An 18,559-nucleotide genomic window follows, 5' to 3' on the forward strand; every position below is an offset into this window, starting at 1 on the left:
CCAGTTCGAGTCGCGCATCGACGCGACCACGGCCGAAATGACCAGCACCGCCATGACTTCTGCACCGATCTCGTCCGTCCCGACCTCGACCGGCTCTCGCATCCCGCGGGCGGCGGCACCGCAAGCGGCCGGCGCGACGCCCGTCGAGGTCGCCGTGGCGTCCACACCTGTCGCCGCGTCGACCGGCGTCCACGACGTGGTGTTCGGCGCGCTGGCGCTGCGGCCCGGAGGCAGCGGCGTGCAGACCTACGCCCGTGAACTCGTAGCCGCGGCGAGCACCCTCGCGCCGGCGTTGTCGATGGCCGCGGTCGTCCAGAGCGACGCCGTCGGCGAGCTGCCCACCTCGGTCGAGCCGCTCACCCGCCCGGTCGGTTCCGGTGTCCGTCGGGCGTTCTCGGGTCTGCGACCGGTACGCACACCCGGTCGGGTCTTCCACTCCCTCGACGTCGACCTGCCGCTGCTCCGCGACGGGATCACCGTGTCGACGGTGCACGACCTCTCGGTGTTCGACACCCCGTGGGCGTCGTCGGCGCTGCGGTCCCGCGGTGAGCGCGCGCTGCTGTGGCGCGCGCTGAACCGCGCCGACGTGCTCATCGCGGTATCGTCGTTCACCGCCGAGCGGATCGCCGACATCTTCGGTCGTGGGGCGCACGTGATCCCCTTGGCGCCCGCGTCGTGGGCGACCCCGCCGAGCGCCGAGGCCGTCGCCGAGGTCCGCGCCCGCCTCGATCTCCCCGACCGCTTCGTCCTGCAGGTCGGGACGGTCGAACCGCGCAAGGACGTCGCGCTGCTGGCGCAGGCCTGTGCCGAGGCCGACATGCCGCTGGTGCTGGCCGGCGCCGGCTCCACCGGACCGGACGCACCGGCGTCGGCCCACGGCCTCGGCTACGTCGCGACCGCCGACCTGCCCGCGCTGTACGCCGCGGCCACGGTCACCGCGTACTGCTCGCGCTACGAGGGCTTCGGTCTCCCGCCGATCGAGGCGATGGCCTGTGGCGGCGCCGTCGTCGCCAGCGCGGTGGGCGCCCTGCCCGACGTCGTCGGCGACGGTGCGCTGCTCGTCGCCGGACACGGTCCGCAGGCCTGGGCGCGCACCCTGCGCGAGGCCGCCACCCCCGACACAGGAGCCCATCTGCGTGAGCGGGGCCCGATCGCGGCCGGCGCGCTGAGCTGGGAGGCCACCGCCGCCGCGACACTCGAGGTCTACGAGAGCACCCGGTGACCGCGACACTCGACACCCGCCCGGGAACAACCGGCGCAACCCAGGTGCCCGCGGTGAATCCGGGGGCACCGGGGTCGAGCTCGCCCACCCCGAAGGGGTCGATCGCCCGCAACATCGGCTCGATGTTGTTGGGACGCGTCTTCGTCGCCGCGCTCGGCTGGGCGGGCAGCATCGCCATCGCCCGATCGCTGGGCAGCGAGGAATGGGGCCAGTACTCGTTCGTCTTCGGTCTGCTCGGGTTGCTCAGCGTCATCACCGACCTCGGCGTCGGCCGTGTCGTGCTCAGCCGCCTCGTCGGCGACAGCGAGAGCGAGACGCGTCTCGTGGCGAGCTCGTTCATCGCCCTGCGCCTCGGACTGGGACTCATCGGGTACGCCGCGGCGGTCGGATTCGTCGTGCTCGCCGACTACCCGGGCGTGGTCGTCACCGCCACCGCCATCGCGGGGCTCGTGGTCGTCATCGCCACACCCAGCCATTCGCTCACCGTGCTGTACCAGAGCCGCCTCAAACTCACCGTCGTCTCGGTCATCGAGTCGCTGAGCCAGATCGTGCAGCTCGCGGCGACCGTCATCGCGGTCATCGTGGCGCCGGTCCTGCTCGTGGTCGTCATCCCGGCCGTCCTGTTCGAACTGGTCTCCCTGATCTCCAAGGGCGTCGTCCTCCACCGCGGCGGACTCGGCTTCCGCCCGGCCAAGCGCATCGAGATCTGGCGCTGGTCGGAGATGCTGCGCGAGGCGTTCCCGCTCAGCATCGGTTTCGCACTGACGGTGCTGCTGACCAAGATCGACATCCCGCTGCTGTCGAAACTCGACTCGTTCGACGCCGTCGGGCACTACGCGATCGCCTACAAGTTCTCCGACCTCGTCTCGATGATCGGGATCGCGGTGACCACACCGTTGGTGACGGTGCTCGTCGCCAGCTGGCCCGAACGGCTCGAGGAGTTCCGCGGCCGCATGCGCGACGCCGCCGTCCTCACCACGCTGCTCGGGGGCATGGCCGTGATCGGCATCTGGCCGTCGGCGGCACCCCTCATCCGACTGCTCTACGGCCCCGACTACGCCGACGCGGCCCTCGCGACGCGGTTGCTCGTGCTGGGCGCCGGCCTGAGCAGCTTCACCCTGCTCGGCGTCATGACCCTGGTCAGCACCGGACGCCTGCGCACGTTCCCGATCATCGCCGCATTCGGGTTGGCGCTCAACGTGATCGCCAACGTCGTGTTGATCCCCCGGATGTCGTTCGAGGGATCGGCGGTCGCGACCGTGGGCACCGAGATCGTCGTCTGCGTGCTGATCTGGGCCACGGTCCTGCGCGAGGTGGCCATCGGCGACCTCTTCCCGTGGCGCACCATGCTCGGATTGGTGGGGCTGATCGCCGTCCTCACCGCCGCCGCCGCGCTGCTCGCCCCCGCCGATTCGGTGGTGGGCATCGTGCTCGGTGCCGTCGGCGCCCTGGCCCTGCCGGTCGCGGCCCGGGTCGTCGGGATCACCGACAGCATCGACCCGCGCCGCATGCTCTCCGGCCCCGCCCCGACCGACTCGGGTCCGGATCCCACCGGTTCCGGCCCCCACGGTGATGGCCCCGACACGGTGGGACCCGACCTGGTCGACACCGCGACCGTCGTCGAGCCGACCTTCTTCGGCCCCGCGGCGACCCCGCTGTTCGGCACCGTGCACCGCCCGGTGTCCGGGGTGGCCCGGGCCGGCGTCGTGATGTGCCCGCCGCTGGGCAAGGAACAGATCGACACCACCCGCGGGGTGCGGATGCTCGCCGAGGACCTCGCGCTGTCGGGGATGGTCGTGCTGCGGATGGACCATCTGCACACGGGCGAGTCGTGGGGAGAACAGGATTCGCCCGACGCGGTCGAGAACTGGCTCGCCGGCATCGTCCATGCCGTCGACCACGTGCGTGGCACCGGGGTCGGCGAGGTCGTCGTCGTCGGGCTCCGTGCGGGCGGTCTGCTCGCCACCGCCGCCGCCGAACGCATCGACGGTCTCGCCGGTCTGGTGCTGTGGGATCCGGTGCTGCGGGGACGGACCTTCGTCCGCGGCCAGACCCAGCTGTTCCGGATGGCCGTCGCCGCCGATTCGGCCGGGTCGTCGCTGCGCGGCCACACCGACGACGTCGTCGACATCGTCGGGGCCGGGTGGCACCGGACGACCGCGCAGGCATTGTCGGCGATGTCGATCACCCTCGACTCGCTGCCAGACTGCCCCGTCCTGCTCGCGACGTCCGATGCCGATCTCGCGTCGGCGCCCGCCCGCGCCCTGCTCCACGACGAACGTCCCGCCGGGCGCGTCGAGGTGGTGCGCACCGTCGACCCGACCGCCTTCGTGACCCCGCCCAGCTTCCTGGTGGAACTGCCGCACGAGTCGGTCCACGCGATCGGCGCCTGGATCGATCAGCTGCTGCCCACCGAACCCCTTGTCGTGCACCACCGGACACGGTCCTGGGCCGTCGTCGACGGTGAGCCCGCGGGATCTGCGTCGGCGGAGGTGATCACCGAGATCGTCACCGCGCCGGACCGTCCGCTGATGTGGATCACCCGCCCGGCCCAGGGCATCGCCCACAGCGCGCTCGTGGTGCACTCGACGGCCGCCGACATCCGCACCGGACCCGCCCGGCTCTGGCGCGACCTCGCCGTCGAGGCCGGACGACTCGGCGCGGTCACCGTGCGCTACGACCGACGGGGCGTCGGTGAGAGCGGACGGGTCCGCCGTGCCGACGATTTCGCGCCGCTGCACTCGCCCACGTCGATCACCGACGCCCGGGAGGTCCGCGACCTCGCACGGTCGCTGACGCCGGGACCGCTGACCCACGTGGGGATCTGCTCCGGGTCCTGGTCGGCGTCGCGTGTCGCCCTCGACGTCGCCGACGACGCACCCGGACAACTCGACCGGGTGGTGCTGGTCAATCAGCTCACCTGGCGACGCGACGCCCCCGTGCTGGGCGGCGACGCCCCCTTCGGCCCCGAGGTCTCCGGCGCCGTCGACGACGCGGCACCGTCGCTGCGCGGTCGCCTCAAGCCGATCGTGGCGCGCTTCGCCCCGTACGCGGTGTTCGACGCGGTCGCCCGACTCGGCGTCATGCAGAGCCCACGCCTGCTGCTGCGCCCGCTGGCCAAGGCCGGGATCGAGACGCACCTCGTCTTCGGTAGCCGCGACTACGAGCACTTCCTGAGCCAACGTGGCCTACAGGCACTGAGCAGCGTCAGCCGCGGCGGTCGGGGCCCGTCGGTCCACGTCGCCCCGGGCGGCGACCACCCCGGATTCCACCCGGTGGTCCGCGAGGCGGTGCTCACCGAGTGCCTCCACGCGGTCGCCCTCGACGGTCGGGAGCAGTCATGACCGACAGTGGTGAATCGACCGTCTCCGACAGCAGTGAATCGGCCGTCTCCGACGGGGTCCTGTTCGTGACGCATTCGCCGCAGCGCTCGGGCGCGGAGTCGGTGATGCTCGACCTCGCCACCGAATGCCACCGTCGAGGGATGTCGGTGTCGGTGGCGTGCCCGGTCGGCCCGCTCTCGGAATCGTTCCCGCCGTGGGTCATCCACGTCGAGATCCCGCACCTCGGTCGCGACCACGGTAGTCGTACCCGCGCCGGCGCGGCGTGGGGGATGGCCCGGTCGATGGTGATCGCCGCGCGCACGTTGCGCGCCCACCGCGGCACCCCGATCGTCGCGAACTCGGCGCACACCCTGCCCGCGCTGCGCCTCGCCGGCGTGCGGTCGGTCGCCTGGCTCGTCCACGACCACGTGGTCAGCACGAAGACCCGGGTGTTCATCGCCGCGGGACGTCCGCTGCTCGACCGGGTGGTCGCGGTGTCCCCGACGACCGCGTCGGCCCTCGACGGTCTCGTGGACCACGTCGCGGTCGGCCGCCTCGGCGTCGACATCCCCGACACGGCTCCCACCGGCACGCCGACGACCGGTGCCCTGCGGGCCGGCACCCTGTCGGTGCTCACCCCGTGGAAGGGCATCGACGTCTTCCTCGAGGCGGTCGCCCGGATCGAGGACGCGACCGCTGTCGTCGCGGGTGAGGCCTTTCCCGGCGACGTCGGGTACGCCGCGCAGCTGCGCGAGCGTGCCGGACAGCCGGATCTCGCAGGGCGCGTGACGTTCCCGGGTCGGGTGCGTGCCGCCGACGCGTTGGCGGAGTGGACGGTGCACGTGTCGGCGAGCATCGCCCCGGAAGCCGGACCGCTGACCGCGATGGAGGCGATGGCCGCGGGCGTTCCGGTCGTCGCCACCGACCACGGAAACCCCAGCACCCTCCTCGCCGACCGGCGCGGGGTGTTGGTGCCCCCGGGTGATCCGGTCGCCCTCGCCGAGGCGATGTCGTCGATCGCCGCCGATCCGGTGGGCACCGCGGCGATGGTCCGTCGCGCGTACGCCCATGTCGCCGAGCACCACGATCGCCGCGAGACCGTCCCCGCGCTGCTCGACCTGCTCGTCGGCACGACACGCTCGAGTGCCCCGGACGCACACGCCGACGCCGTCGCGACCCCGTCGCGCGGCGGGGGCGGGGCGCGATGAACACCGGCGTCATGCATACGGCGACCTACGGTGTCGCCGGCATCGTGGGACTCGCTGTCGCGGTGTGGATCCTGATCCGACCCCAACGCGGTGTCCTGCTGTTCGCGGCGATCTCGCCGCTGCACTACATCCTGATCTTCGCTCTCGGCGCCGGGTTCCCGAACGGATGGAAAGAAGGCCTGTTGGGCTTCACCGCGGTGTGCGCGGTGATCCGGACGCGTTGGTCGGCGGTCCCGCGCTTCACCCAACCGTGGGCCTACCTGTTCGCCCTGTTGGCCGCCATCGGGATCGTCAGCGCCCTGGTGACTCTCCCGATGAACGTCGCGCTGTCACCGATCAAGATCACGTTCTTCTACGGACTGGTGTTCCCGATCATCATCTGGCTGCGTCCGCTCGACGCCGGCGATCGCGACCACCTGATCTCGATCATGATGCTGCTGGGTCTCGGCACCGGTCTGTACGGCATCTACCAGCAGGTCATCGGCGCCGATGCGCTCGCCGCCCAGGGGTTCGCCTACAACACCGACATCCGTTTCGCCGGCGGTCTGTTGCGGTCGTTCAGCACGTTCGGCCAGCCCTTCCCGTTCGCGCTCTTCATGATGCTCGTGCTCCTGGTGTGCGGATCGGTCGCCGCGGCGCAACCCCGCCGCCCCCGCAACCTGGTGTTCCTCGTACTCACCCCGATCTACCTCGTCGCGATGTCGACCGCCGTGGTGCGCGCCGCGTTCCTCGGGTTGCTGATCGGCCTGCTGTGGATCGGTTTCCATCGCTACCGGAAGCTGTTGACTGCTCTGGGGATCGGCGCCGTGATCGCCGCGGCGATCACGGCCGTCTTCTCCGGTCCGGTGCTCTCGACGTTCCTGTCGTCCAACAGTCTCGGCGAGCGCGGCACGGGCTGGAGCGACTCGATCACCTCGATCCTCGGTCACCCCTTCGGCATCGGACTCGGCACCACGGGTTCGGCCGCCGAGGTGGTGGCGAAGGCGACCCGATCGTCGTCGGCGCCGTATCAGCCCGACAACTACTACATCAAGGTGGCGATCGAGTTGGGTCCGTTGGCCCTGTGGGTCTTCGTCGGCGTGCTCGTCGTCGCGGTGCTGCACACCGTCCGAGCGTCGCGCGTCGCGACCGATCCGGTGGATCGCAATCTCTGCGTGGGCGTCTCGGCGGCCGCCGTCGCCGTCGCCGCCGCCGCACTGGTCTCCACGTACTTCGAGATCTTCCCCGACGACGCCTACTTCTGGTTGCTCCTCGGCGCTGCGGCGTCGACGGTCGTCGCGCCCCGCCGTGACACCACGAACGGCGACATCGGGACCGAGGGTCCTCACGACGCGGATGCCGCACCCGTCGACGGCGTGCCCGACACCACTACCCTCGTGCGGTGACCCGCGACAGATTCGGGGTCCGTCGACTGTTCGCCACCAGGCGACGACGGACCATGGTGATCGGTGCGCTGGTCGCGGTCGTCCTCCTCGTCGTGGCCGGCGGGGTCACCGTCGCCGTGATGCCCGCCCCGCTGGCCCGCGTCCTGGGCATCCACGACACCCAGGTGGACCACGCATGCGTGCCGGCGACGCCGCAGACCCCGCTCGGGGTCGCCGCGGGTAGCGGACTCACCACGCTGTCCGACGCCGACCTGGCGCGGACCCTCGACATGACCGCCGAGGGCGGTATGCGGTGGATCCGTTTCGACGTGCCGTGGAGTTCGGTGGAGGCCACACGCGGCCAGTACGACTGGGCCGCGACCGACCGTGTGGTCGACGCCGCGCGGGCCCGCGGTCTCACCATCCTCGGCATCGTCGACACGACACCCACCTGGGCGCGACTGCCGGGGGCGCTCGACAAGGATTTCTCCCTGCCGAACGACACCGCCGCGTTCGGCAACTTCGCCGGGCTCGCGGCGCGGCGCTACGCCGACCGGATCACCGCCTGGGAGGTGTGGAACGAGCCGAACATCGTCAACTTCGCTGCACCCGCACCCGATGTCGCGCTGTACGGCCGGATGCTGTCGGCGGCGTCGATCGCCATCCGCACCAATGCCGCACCGGGGGTCACGATCGTCACCGCCGGGCTCTCACCCGCCGTCGACGGGGGCGGAAACATCGCGCCCACACGGTTCCTGAGCACGCTGTACCGCGTCGCCGATTCCGCGTCGTGGGACGCCGTCGGCATCCACCCGTACAGCTATCCCTATCTGCCCCTGGACTCCTCGTCGAAGTCGTTCAACGCGTTCGCGCAACTGCCTGCGCTGTACGCGACGATGCGCCGCAACGGTGACGGCGCCAAGAAACTGTGGGTCACCGAGTACGGGGCACCCACGGGTGGCACCTCGAAGCAGAGGGTGTCCGAACAGTTCCAGGCCGATTCGCTCTGGTCGGCCATCATGTCGACCCGGTCCCGCGGACACTTCGGCCCGTTCTTCGTCTACAGCCTGCGCGATGCGGGCACCGACACCTCCGACGTGGAGGACAACTTCGGGTTGCTGCGCAACGACTTCAGCCCGAAGAAGGCCTACGGCGCGGTGCGCGCCGCCGCCGACTGCCGCTGAGGCGGCGCATCGCTGCTGAGAACTGCCCCGAGAGGACAGTCCGAGGGGAATATCCCCTCCGACTGTCGCCTGGGGGCAGATTTCAGCAGTCGAGCCTCACCGACGCCGCGGATCGCGATGTCCACACAGACGACCGCCGCTGAACCGACAGGCGGTTCAGCGGCGGTGGTGCGCTGCGTGCGGACGTCTCAGCTGTGCGTCGACTGGGGCATACGCTCGGACTCGTCGATGCTCTCGGAGTCGGAGTCGGAGTCGGAGTCGGAGTTCGTGTCGGTGCCGGCGTCGTCCGAGAAGCTCTCGGCTGCAACCTCGTCCGACGACTCGGCCTCATCGGACTCCGCGTCCTGATCGGCCTCGACATCCTGTTCCGCCACCGCGTTCTCGTCGGGCACCTGCTCCTCGACGGACGCGGGGTCCTCGTCGGCCCCGGCAGGCTGGTCGACGGCGTCGACGTGCTCCGCCACCGAATCCTGCTCCGGCACAGGCGTCTGCTGCACCGGGGCGGGGTGCACCTGCGTCCCGTTGGACCGGGCTCCGTTGGACTGGGCTCCGTTGGACTGGGCTGCGTTGGTCTGGGCTGCGTTGGTCTGGGCTCCGCTGGTGGCAGGGGACGGGACCGCCGCCATGCCGTTCGCACCCTCGGGGCCGAGGGGGCGGTAGGGCAGGTATCCGGCGGCGGGATCGTTCGGGGTGATCGGTGGGGGCGGTGCGATCGGGGCGGACGCCGGGGCCGACGCCGGACCCGCGGGCGCCGACCCGGTGGCGGGGGCCGCCGAGGCGCGCACCGGCGCCGCGGCCTCGGAGGGCTTGCGGAACGCGACCGCGAGACCGCCGGGCAGACTGAAGCTTCCGCGGCCGCTGGGCGCGACCACGAGGATCGACGGGATGTTCCACGCCGCGAGTGTCTCGAGCGCCTTCGCCACGCGGGCGCGCTCGACCTGACCGTCACGGACCACCACGACGGCGAGCGAGTGGTCGCGCTCGTCGGGGGTCCAGTCGTCGTCGTCGATGTCGCGACCGTCGACCCGTCCGTGGACATGCGCGACGATGCGGGCGACGACGCCGCGGACCTGCTCGGAGGCGACGATCAGCACCGGACCCGACACACGTGCGACGGCGGCCAGCGTCGAGGTCGAGATCTCCTCGCCGCGACGCGGGATGTCGACGACGGCGTGCGCGCGACGACCGATGCGTCGCGACCACTCGCGGTTCACCGATCGGCCGAGGAACGACCGGGCCAACACGAGCAGTTCGGCCGCGAGGATCAGCGCGAGGAGCCCGGCCACACCGGCGATGGCGATCGGCGGGATGCTCGCGGCCTTCGGTCCACCGGCCGGCTGCGACAGCAGGATGAGACGTTGGGTGGCCGCGGTGATCGGCTGTGTGGCCGAGGCCGCGGTCTGCTGCTGCTGCTGGAGTTGACCGATCTGCGACTTGAGTGCGGCGAGGATCCCCGCCGCGGGTCCGTCGGCGGTGATGACACCGTCGAGTTGCGAGGTGAGCGACTGCAATTGGGTGGTGAGCGCCTGCAATCCGGTGCTCATGCCGTTGCTCGCCGGCGCCGAGGCCGCCGACTGCTGGCGCTGGACGTAGGTCGAGTCGAGCGTCGAGACGACGGCCTTGGCCAGGGTCGAGGCGTCCTGCGCCGAGCCGGCCTCGGCGGTGACGTCGACGATGCCGGGCACCGTCGACGCGGCGACGACGATGTCGGCCGACAGCTGCGACGGATCGAGGCGCAGGCCCGAGGTCTTGGCGATCTGCGCCAGGACCTGCTGGTCGGAGGCGAGCGCGACGAACGGGCCCGCCGCGGTGGCGGCGTCGGTCGAGGTCGGGCCGGACTGACCGCTGGCCGCGGCACCGGGTGTGACGATCTGCGCGACGACGGACGCCTGATAGCGCTGCGCGGAGGCCGACTGGTAGCCGAAGACGCCCAGTGCCACCACGATCGCGATGACGATCGCGATGTGCGCCACCTTCAGCAGTCCGCGCAGGTGCCCGAGAAGATCTACGGTGGGCTCGTTGCCCATCGACGGCGTGCGTGTGTTTTGCTTCATGCGAACATCTACTCCCCCTGCAACACGCCTCCCCAGCGGTTGCTCCCCGTGCCCCCTCCCCGAGGGCGATCGGTCATACCGATCCACATGATACTGCACGCTGGCGAAGGGGGTGTTCACTCCAGTCGTGTATCGGCACCGACCGCCGACGACGCCGACGGCGAACGACTTCTGAACACCACGATCTCCGAAGACAGACACGAGGACATGATGCAGCTCACACTTCGATCACGGTGGATGCGACTGGTGATGACCGCGGCGACGGTCGTCGGTGTCGCGACCACCGCCGCGGCCCCGGCCGCCACCGCCGCCGGATGCGCACCCTCGGTGGGTGTGTCCCCCGGCGCGTCCGTCTACGGCTACTCCGACGCCGACCTGAACCAGACGTTCGCCCAGATGCGTGCCCTCGGCGCGACCTGGACCCGCATCGACATCGCCTGGAGTTCGATCGAGGCCAACCGCGGCGTGTTCACCTGGGGCACCACCGACCGGGTGGTGAACGCCGCACGCGCACAGGGACTCAAGGTCCTCGGCATCGTGGCCTACACACCGCGATGGGCGCGCGCGGCCTCGCCGGTCGACTCCGACAAGGTGGTGCCGGCGAACCCCGCCGACTTCGGCGCGTTCGCCGCCCGCGTGGCCTCGCACTACGGGAATGCGTTGTCGGCGTACGAGATCTGGAACGAGCCGAACCTGCAGGCCTTCTTCATGCCTCGTGTCGACCCGGGCAGGTACGTCCAGCTGCTCGCCGCGGCGAGCACCGCCATCCGCCGCGTGAACGGCGGCGCGCTCATCGTCGGGGGTGGTGTCACCGGTGCGGGTAACGGCGGCGGCAACATGAACCCGGTCGATTTCGTCAGCGCCATGTACGGCTCGGGGGCGGCGCCGTTCCTCGACGTCGTGTCGGTGCACCCGTACAGCTATCCCATCGACCCCGCCGACACCCGGCCGAACCCGTACAACTACTTCAACGCGATCCCGGCGATCCGCGCGACGATGGTCGCCGGCGGTGACGCCCGCAAGTCGATCTGGATCACCGAGTTCGGGGCGCCGACCGGTGCCGGCACCAACGCGGTCAGCCCGGCGGCGCAGTCGGCGATGATCGTCCACGGCGTGGCCCGGGCCGGTCAGTTCGGCTATGTCGGCAACGTGTTCGTCTACTCGCTGCGCGACACCGGACCGAACGTCTACGACCGCGAACAGAACTTCGGACTCCGGTACTCCAACGGCAGCCCGAAGCCCGCGTACAACGATCTGCGCGGCTACCTCGCACGATGCGGAGCGCCGCGCTAGCGGGTTCTCGAACACGATTCGTGCCCCAAGTACCTGTAACTGGGTGTAACGTGCAGATCCGTGGAGTCATCCGAACGTGATCTGTGGCGGCGTCGCACCGTCACCCGCGACGGTGTGCAGCTGGCCGTCTTCGAGGCCGGCGACACCGACGCCCCGACCGTCGTGCTGGTCCACGGGTGGCCCGACACCCACCACCTGTGGACCCACGTGGCGCCGATCCTGGCCCGGCGGTACCACGTGGTCGCCTACGACACCCGCGGCTACGGCGAGAGCGACGCACCCTCGGGCGACGCGCCGTACCGGCTGGCCGAGCTGGCCGCGGACCTGTTCGCGGTCATCGACGCCGTCTCCGACGTTCCCGCCCACGTCGTCGCCCACGACTGGGGTTCGGTGCAGACGTGGGAGGCGGTGACCACCGCGGGCGCCGACGACCGGATCGCCTCGTTCGTCTCGGTCTCGGGTCCCAACCTCGACCACCTCGGCACCTGGGCGCGCGAGAAGCTCGCACGCCCCACCCCGACGGCACTGCGGCAGGCGCTGTCGCAGATCGCGTCGTCGGCCTACACCGTGATGTTCCAGCTCCCCGTCGTGCCGAAAGTGTTCTTCGGTGCCCTCGGATGGGCGCCGGTGTGGCGCCAGTTCCTGCACCGCGTCGAGGGCACCGGCACCGGCGACGTCGCCGTGGGCCCCACGCTGCACCACGACATGATCTCGGGCCTGCGCTACTACCGGGCCAACATCCGCGCCCACCTGTTCTCGCCGGACGCCCGGTCGACGACGGTGCCGACCCTCGAGATCGTCAACACCCGCGACATCGCGCTGCGGAGCGCCATCTTCGACAACACCCCGCGCTACACCGACGGCCTGTGGCGGCGCGACCTGCCGACCGGACACTGGCTGCCGTATTCGCGCCCGGAGCTGTTGGCCGAGAACGCAATCGACTTCATCGAGTCCATCATCAGCGGGGAACCGAGCGCGACCGTCGCCCGCGCACGCGTCACCGGCGACACCCGCGGCGCGGTCGAGGGGACGCTGTCCGTCGTCACCGGCGGTGGCAGCGGTATCGGCCGCGAGACGGCCCTGCTGCTGGCCGCCGAGGGCGGCGAGGTGGTCATCGCCGACATCGACCTCGGTGCCGCGCAGAAGACGGCCGACGAGATCACCGGCTCCGGCGGCACGGCACGTGCCTATGCCCTCGACGTCGCCGACAGCGACGCCTTCGCCCGGTTCGCCGCCACCGTCGCCGAGGCCCACGGTGTCCCCGACATCGTCGTCAACAACGCCGGGATCGGTCTGGCGGGTGCACTCCTCGACGCCACCGACGCCCAGATCCGGCGGCTCGTCGACATCAACCTCGTGAGCGTGGCCACCGGCAGCCGCGAGTTCGGCAGGCTGATGGTCGCCCGCGGACTCGGCGGCCAGATCGTGAACCTCGCCTCGGCGGCCGCGTTCACCCCCCAGCGCGGGCTCGGCGCGTACGCGGCCACGAAGGCCGGTGTGCTGCTGCTCAGCGAGTCGTTGCGCGCCGAACTCGCCGAACACCACATCGGTGTCTCGGCGATCTGCCCCGGCATCGTCGACACCAACATCATCTCCGCGACCGAGTTCGCCGGCGCCACCGGCGACAACCAGGAGCGACTGCGCGACCGGATGAACGGCATGTACCGACGCCGTGGCTTCACCCCGGACCGTGTCGCGGTGGAGATCCTCGACGCCATCACCCGCAACCGTGCCGTCGTCCCGGTGACCATCGAGGCCTCGGTGGGATACCGCGTGTACCGATTCCTGCCCGCACTCTCGCGCCGCATGGCGCGGACGTCGTTGTTCTAGAGGAGTTCGCCATGACCGATCTGTCCACGCGGGTCACCCACGACCCCCACGCCGACCCGGGCCCCGTCACCCTGCACGCACGCGACGTGGCGTTCGACTTCGAGAAGACGCCGCTGCACTGGATACCCGGTCACCCCATGGCGTCCAACGTGATCAGCATGCTCAACCTGCTGCTGCCCGAGGGCGAGCGGTGGTTCGTCGCCACCTACAACGAGGCGTTGCCACTCGTCGCCGACGAGGAGCTCGCCGCCACCATGCGGGGGTTCATCGGACAGGAGGCCATGCACGCCGAGGCCCACGACAAGGTGCTGTGGGACTTCCTCGACCGCCACGGCCTCGATCCGCGGCCGTTCCAGCGGCAGATGCAGTGGTTGTTCCGGAAGGTGCTCTCCCCCAAGACCTCGTGGACCCCCGACGCCCAGCGCAAGGACCTCGTGGAGCGGCTGTGGCTGATCGCGGCCATCGAGCACTACACCGCGATCCTCGGTGACTTCGCGCTCAACAACACCTGGCGCGCACACGGTTCGGACCCGGCCATGACCGATCTGTTCACCTGGCACGGCGCCGAGGAGGTCGAGCACCGCTGCGTGGCCCACGACGTGGCCGCCTACTTCGGCGACGGCTACCTCCGCCGCGGCCGTGCGATGTTCATGGCCCTGTCGGGTCTGTTGCTGCTGATCCACCGCGGCAGCCGCTTCATCGCCAAGAGCGACCCGTACCAGAAGTACTCCTACCGCCGGATGTGGACCGAGTACGCCCGCGGTGCGCGTGCGGGCGTGCTGCCGACGCTGCGGTCGATCGTCTTCGCGACGTTCAGCTACTTCAAGCCGACGTTCTATCCCGACCAGATCGGTTCCACCGCACAGGCCGTCGCCTACCTCGCCGCCTCGCCGGCGGCACGCGGCGCGGGGCGGTGAGCTCCGAGCGCGCGGCGCATACGGAGAGAGCCGGGCGCATGGAGGTCGGCGACCTCGAGCAGACCCCGGCACACCTCTACGGCCGCTACCGCCACGATCCGGCGATGAAGGCGGTCGAGATCCTCAGCCGCGCATACCCGTTCTTCGTGCGGTTCATGCGTGAGCCCCACATCCCGCCGCCCGACGCGGGTATCACGACGGTGCGGATCACCGAGCGCACGGTGGTGGCCGAGGACGAGAACGTGGTGTCGCTGCGGTTCGAGTCGCTCGACGGCGGCGAGCTCACCCCCTGGTACCCCGGCGCGCACCTCGATCTGCTGTTGCCGTCGGGGCGGATGCGGGAGTACTCCCTGTGCGGCGATCCCACCGACCGCACCCACTACCGCATCGCGGTCCGTCGCATCCCCACCGGCGGCGGCGGGTCGATCGAGGTCCACGACACCCTGCGCGTCGGCGACACCCTGGAGATCAAGGGGCCGCGCAACGCCTTCCCGCTGGCCCTGCCCGGCCGCGGATCCCCGGCACAGCGGCTGAGGTTCATCGCCGGCGGTATCGGGATCACACCGATCCTGCCCATGGTGGCCGCCGCCGACCGGCTCGATCTCGACTGGTCGATGATCTACACCGGCCGCAGCGCCGACTCGCTGCCCTTCATCGAGGCGCTGCGCAGCCACGGTGACCGTGTCACCATCCGCACCGACGACGACGGCGGGATCCCGACGGCCGACGAGCTCCTCGGCCCGATCGCGCCGAAGACCGCGGTGTACTGCTGCGGGCCGGTCCCGATGCTCGAGGCGATCCGCACCGCGATGCGCGATCTCGACGACACCGAGCTGCACTTCGAACGGTTCAGTCCCCCTCCCGTTCTCGACGGGCACGCGTTCGAGGTGACGTTGGCCTCCACCGGGGAGCGGGTTCCGGTCTCGGCCACCGAGTCGACGCTCGCCGCGGTGCGGCGCACCCGGCCGGCGGTCCCGTATTCGTGCCAGCAGGGGTTCTGCGGGACCTGTCGGGTGCGTGTCACCGAGGGCGTGGTCGACCACCGCGACACCCTTCTCACCGAGCCCGAGCGGGCCGCGGGCTGGATGCTCAGTTGTGTGTCCCGCAGCGACGGAACCGATCTCACGCTGGAGATGTAGCAGACACAGACGGAGCGGGGCGGTCGCGCAGGAACCACCCGCACACCGGAGCGGCGACGAGCACCGTCACCACGGCCACCCACACCGACTGGTGCAGACCGTCGACGAAGGCGTCGCGCACCGCCGCCAGGACCGGCTCGGAGAACTGCGCAGGCACACTGCGCGCCACCTCGACCCCGGCCATCACCGAGGTCTCGGCGGCGGCGCGGGCCGGCTCGGGCAGCGCGGCCAACGTCGGTGCATCGGCGACCGCGGCGGCGTAGACGCTCGACAGAGCCGAACCCAGCACCGCCACACCCAGTGCGCCACCGAACTCGCGGGTGGTGTCGTTGACCGCGGCACCCGCGCCGGACTGCGCCGGCGGCAATGCGTTCATCACCACGTGGGTGCACGGGCCGGAGATGAGGCCCAGGCCCGCGGCCATCAGGCTCATCGACCAGACGATGAGACCCCAGTAGGAGCTGGTGATCCCGGCCGACTCCACCAGCGCGAACCCGCCGGCCATCATCACCGCGCCGGTCGCGGAGACCACCGCGACCCCGAGGCGCCGGACCAGCACCATCGCCACCGGCGAGACCACGGCCAGCACCACGGCGAACGGCAACGTGTGCAGGCCGGCCGACAGCGTCCCGTAACCCTTCACCGCCTGGAAGTACTGCGTCACGAGGAAGATGAAGCCGAACAGCCCGAAGAACGCCAGCGCGATCATCGTCGACGCCGCCGAGAACTGTCGGTTCCGGAACACCCGGACGTCGAGAATCGGATGGGCGGAACGGGATTCGCGCCGGACGAACACGGCGACCAGAACCAGGGCCGCGACGATGCCGCCGAGGGTCCGGGCGTCGGTCCATCCGTGGTTGGGCCCCTCGATGACCGAGTAGATGAGCAACCCCATGCCTGCGACCGACAGCGCGAGCCCGATCACGTCGAACGCACCCGACTCCCGCGCCGTCGCGCCCGCGGGCACGAGGGCCACGACGGCGACGGCCACCAGGGCGGCGAACGGCAGGTTGACCCAGAAGACCGAGGCCCACGAGTAGTGCTCGAGCAGCCACCCACCGAGCACCGGGCCGATCGCGACCGCGACACCGGTGGTCGCCGCCCACACACCGAAGGCCGCGGCGCGTTCCCGCGCGTCGGCGAAGATGCCGGTCAACAGGGCCAGCGTCGCCGGGAACACCAGAGCGGCGAACACACCGAGACCGACGCGGGACGCGATGAGCATCCACAGCGACGTCGACTCGGCGGCCACCACCGACACGACCGCGAAGCCGGCGATGCCGACGAGGAGGGCACGCCGACGCCCGAATCGGTCGCCGAGGTGCCCACCGGTGATCAGCAGACCGGCGAACGCGAGGGTGTAGGCGTCGACCACCCACTGCAGACCCGAGTTGCTCGCGGAGAGATCACGACTGATGGTCGGCAGCGCGACGTTCACGATCGTGTTGTCGATCATCACCATCAGGGTCGCCAGGCACAGTGCGCCCAGCGCCCACCATCGGCGGGACGATTCGACCGTGGCGATCGGGTCCCGGTCGAGTTCGGGGACCACCGCGGTGGACGGGGACGAGAGTGCATCGGTCATGACTACCTCCTGGTACGTCGTGCCACTGTTGTAGTACAGCGTTCTATTTAAGAAGAACATCGTTCTAGTAGGCTGTCAAGATGGCTGCCAAGAGAACCCCGGCCGCAGATGTCCGGGCCGCACTGATCGCCGCGGGTCATCGCGTTCTCGTCGAGCACGGTGTCGCGGGCCTCACCGTCCGCGCGGTCGCCGCGGAGGCCGGTGTGGCACCGATGGGTGTCTACAACCACCTCGACGGCAAGGACGGACTGCTCGGCGCCATCGTCTCCGACGGGTTCGACCGCCTCCGCGCGTATCTCACCGCCGTCGTCGACACCGACGCCCGCGCCCGCTTCCGTGCGTCGGGTCGCGCGTATCGCCGCTTCGCACAGGACAATCCGACGCTCTACCGGCTGATGTTCTCGCCCGACTGCGATCTCGGCGGCGAGGCCGGACTGCTCGCGCTGTCGTCGCTCACCGAGATCATCCGGTACTCACAGGCGTCGGGCATCGTGCGGCCCGACGACCCGTTCGAGCTCACCCTGTCGGTGTGGTCGTGTGTGCACGGCGCGGTGAGCCTGGAACTCGACGCGTCGTCACCGATCCCGATCGACCGCGACGCCGTCTACGAATCCGTCCTCGACGTCATCGAACGGGGCGTCGCCCCGAGCTGAGCGGTGGGCGTGGGCCGGCACCTGCGGTCAGGGCAACAGGATGGGCGGCAACCCCGGGATGGGGTTGGGGATGCTGCGCCGACGCGGCGGCGGCGGGGCCGCGCGTCGGGTCGGTGCGCTCCGTTGCCCTGTCTGCTGCTGGGCCACGGTCGGCGGCGGCGGGGTGTAGCGCAACAACGGGGCCTGGGCGGAACGGGTGTCGAGCGGTGGCCGCGAGGTCGGCGCGGGGCTCACCGGGACCGTCGAGGTCTGGGCGACCATGCCCTGCGCCGCGGCCGCCGGGCGCTCTGAGTCGCCGTCGCCACCGAGCCACGACAGTCCGACGATGAGTCCACCGACGACGGCCGCCCCGATGACCGCGGCGACGCCGACGAGGACACGTCGGTGGTCTGCGCCGGATCCATCGGTCGACGCGCGGACCTGGTGCGCGGGCGGCGTGTAGTGCCGCGGGCCGGGTGAATGCATCACGTCACGATTTTCCTGCACGGGGGCCGGTGTCCGCTCGCCGAGATCGCCGGAACGGTAGACGTCCTGTTCGCCGGTCGCGCCGACGAGCGCGTACGGGGACGGGTCCGGGAGAAAGCTCCCGGTCGGCATGCGGCCCCCCGGCACGAGGCTGTCATCGCCCTGTTGTACCGCATGACCGCGGTGTCCGGACGGCGCGGGTAGGACCTCGATCGGCGGCGGCACCGGCGCCGTGAACGGGCCCGGGGGCGCCGCGGGAACCGCCACGACGGGGACCGGGGCCGGCGGCGGCGGGCTCGGCATCGGGGGTGCCGGGACGGGT

The 18,559-nt window shown here is 70.9% G+C and carries 12 protein-coding genes and 1 pseudogene; 10 read left to right on the forward strand and 3 right to left on the reverse strand.

Annotated features, from left to right (window positions below; translation table 11 throughout):
* The first annotated feature begins 298 nt into the window (after positions 1-298).
* Genes TU34_RS19275 through TU34_RS19295 form a run of 5 tightly spaced genes read left to right on the forward strand, consistent with a single transcriptional unit; the run spans position 299 to position 8,301 of the window.
* Positions 299-1,222: a glycosyltransferase family 4 protein gene (locus tag TU34_RS19275; RefSeq protein ID WP_052689065.1), complete on the forward strand. Its 924-nt coding sequence runs from the start codon at positions 299-301 to the stop codon at positions 1,220-1,222.
* On the forward strand, positions 1,219-4,566 hold the full coding sequence (locus tag TU34_RS22490; protein WP_052689057.1) for an oligosaccharide flippase family protein: 3,348 nt from the start codon (positions 1,219-1,221) through the stop codon (positions 4,564-4,566). Before TU34_RS19275 ends, TU34_RS22490 begins: the two co-directional genes overlap by 4 nt.
* On the forward strand, positions 4,563-5,753 hold the full coding sequence (locus tag TU34_RS19285) for a glycosyltransferase family 4 protein (RefSeq protein ID WP_052689058.1): 1,191 nt from the start codon (positions 4,563-4,565) through the stop codon (positions 5,751-5,753). Before TU34_RS22490 ends, TU34_RS19285 begins: the two co-directional genes overlap by 4 nt.
* Before the next feature lie 11 nt (positions 5,754-5,764).
* Positions 5,765-7,138, forward strand: coding sequence for an O-antigen ligase family protein (locus TU34_RS19290; protein WP_160298557.1), 1,374 nt, complete (start codon positions 5,765-5,767; stop codon positions 7,136-7,138).
* Positions 7,135-8,301 (forward strand): endo-1,4-beta-xylanase, encoded by a 1,167-nt coding sequence (locus TU34_RS19295; protein ID WP_082080445.1) that lies wholly within the window; start codon positions 7,135-7,137, stop codon positions 8,299-8,301. The genes TU34_RS19290 and TU34_RS19295 overlap by 4 nt, the downstream gene beginning before the upstream one ends.
* 188 nt (positions 8,302-8,489) lie before the next feature.
* Here TU34_RS19295 and TU34_RS23965 read toward each other — a convergent pair whose 3' ends face one another.
* A complete protein-coding gene (locus TU34_RS23965; RefSeq protein WP_160298558.1) occupies positions 8,490-10,355 on the reverse strand; it encodes a hypothetical protein in 1,866 nt (621 codons plus the stop codon).
* 210 nt (positions 10,356-10,565) lie between these two features.
* Here TU34_RS23965 and TU34_RS23970 point away from each other — a divergent pair, with 210 nt between their 5' ends.
* Genes TU34_RS23970 through TU34_RS19320 form a run of 4 tightly spaced genes read left to right on the forward strand, consistent with a single transcriptional unit; the run spans position 10,566 to position 15,534 of the window.
* Entirely contained in the window at positions 10,566-11,648 is a 1,083-nt protein-coding gene (locus TU34_RS23970; RefSeq protein WP_045824557.1) for a cellulase family glycosylhydrolase, read from the forward strand.
* Between the two features lie 60 nt (positions 11,649-11,708).
* On the forward strand, positions 11,709-13,478 hold the full coding sequence (locus tag TU34_RS19310; protein ID WP_238981388.1) for an SDR family oxidoreductase: 1,770 nt from the start codon (positions 11,709-11,711) through the stop codon (positions 13,476-13,478).
* A gap of 11 nt (positions 13,479-13,489) precedes the next feature.
* Entirely contained in the window at positions 13,490-14,395 is a 906-nt protein-coding gene (locus TU34_RS19315) for a metal-dependent hydrolase (protein ID WP_045824499.1), read from the forward strand.
* Between the two features lie 38 nt (positions 14,396-14,433).
* Positions 14,434-15,534: a PDR/VanB family oxidoreductase gene (locus TU34_RS19320; protein ID WP_045824500.1), complete on the forward strand. Its 1,101-nt coding sequence runs from the start codon at positions 14,434-14,436 to the stop codon at positions 15,532-15,534.
* Here TU34_RS19320 and TU34_RS19325 read toward each other — a convergent pair.
* Complete coding sequence (locus TU34_RS19325) at positions 15,518-17,119, reverse strand: MFS transporter (protein WP_082080448.1); 1,602 nt, start codon at positions 17,117-17,119, stop codon at positions 15,518-15,520. The two genes, TU34_RS19320 and TU34_RS19325, sit on opposite strands and share 17 nt — an antisense overlap.
* Before the next feature lie 80 nt (positions 17,120-17,199).
* On the opposite strand from TU34_RS19325, the gene TU34_RS19330 reads away from it, so the two are divergent.
* Complete coding sequence (locus TU34_RS19330) at positions 17,200-17,772, forward strand: TetR/AcrR family transcriptional regulator (protein WP_045824501.1); 573 nt, start codon at positions 17,200-17,202, stop codon at positions 17,770-17,772.
* Positions 17,773-17,799: 27 nt separating this feature from the next.
* Here TU34_RS19330 and TU34_RS19335 read toward each other — a convergent pair.
* Positions 17,800-18,559: pseudogene (locus tag TU34_RS19335) on the reverse strand (hypothetical protein); the annotation flags it as partial.

The sequence above is a fragment of the Williamsia herbipolensis genome (assembly GCF_000964005.1).
In the GTDB taxonomy this organism is placed as follows: Bacteria; Actinomycetota; Actinomycetes; order Mycobacteriales; family Mycobacteriaceae; genus Williamsia_A; species Williamsia_A herbipolensis.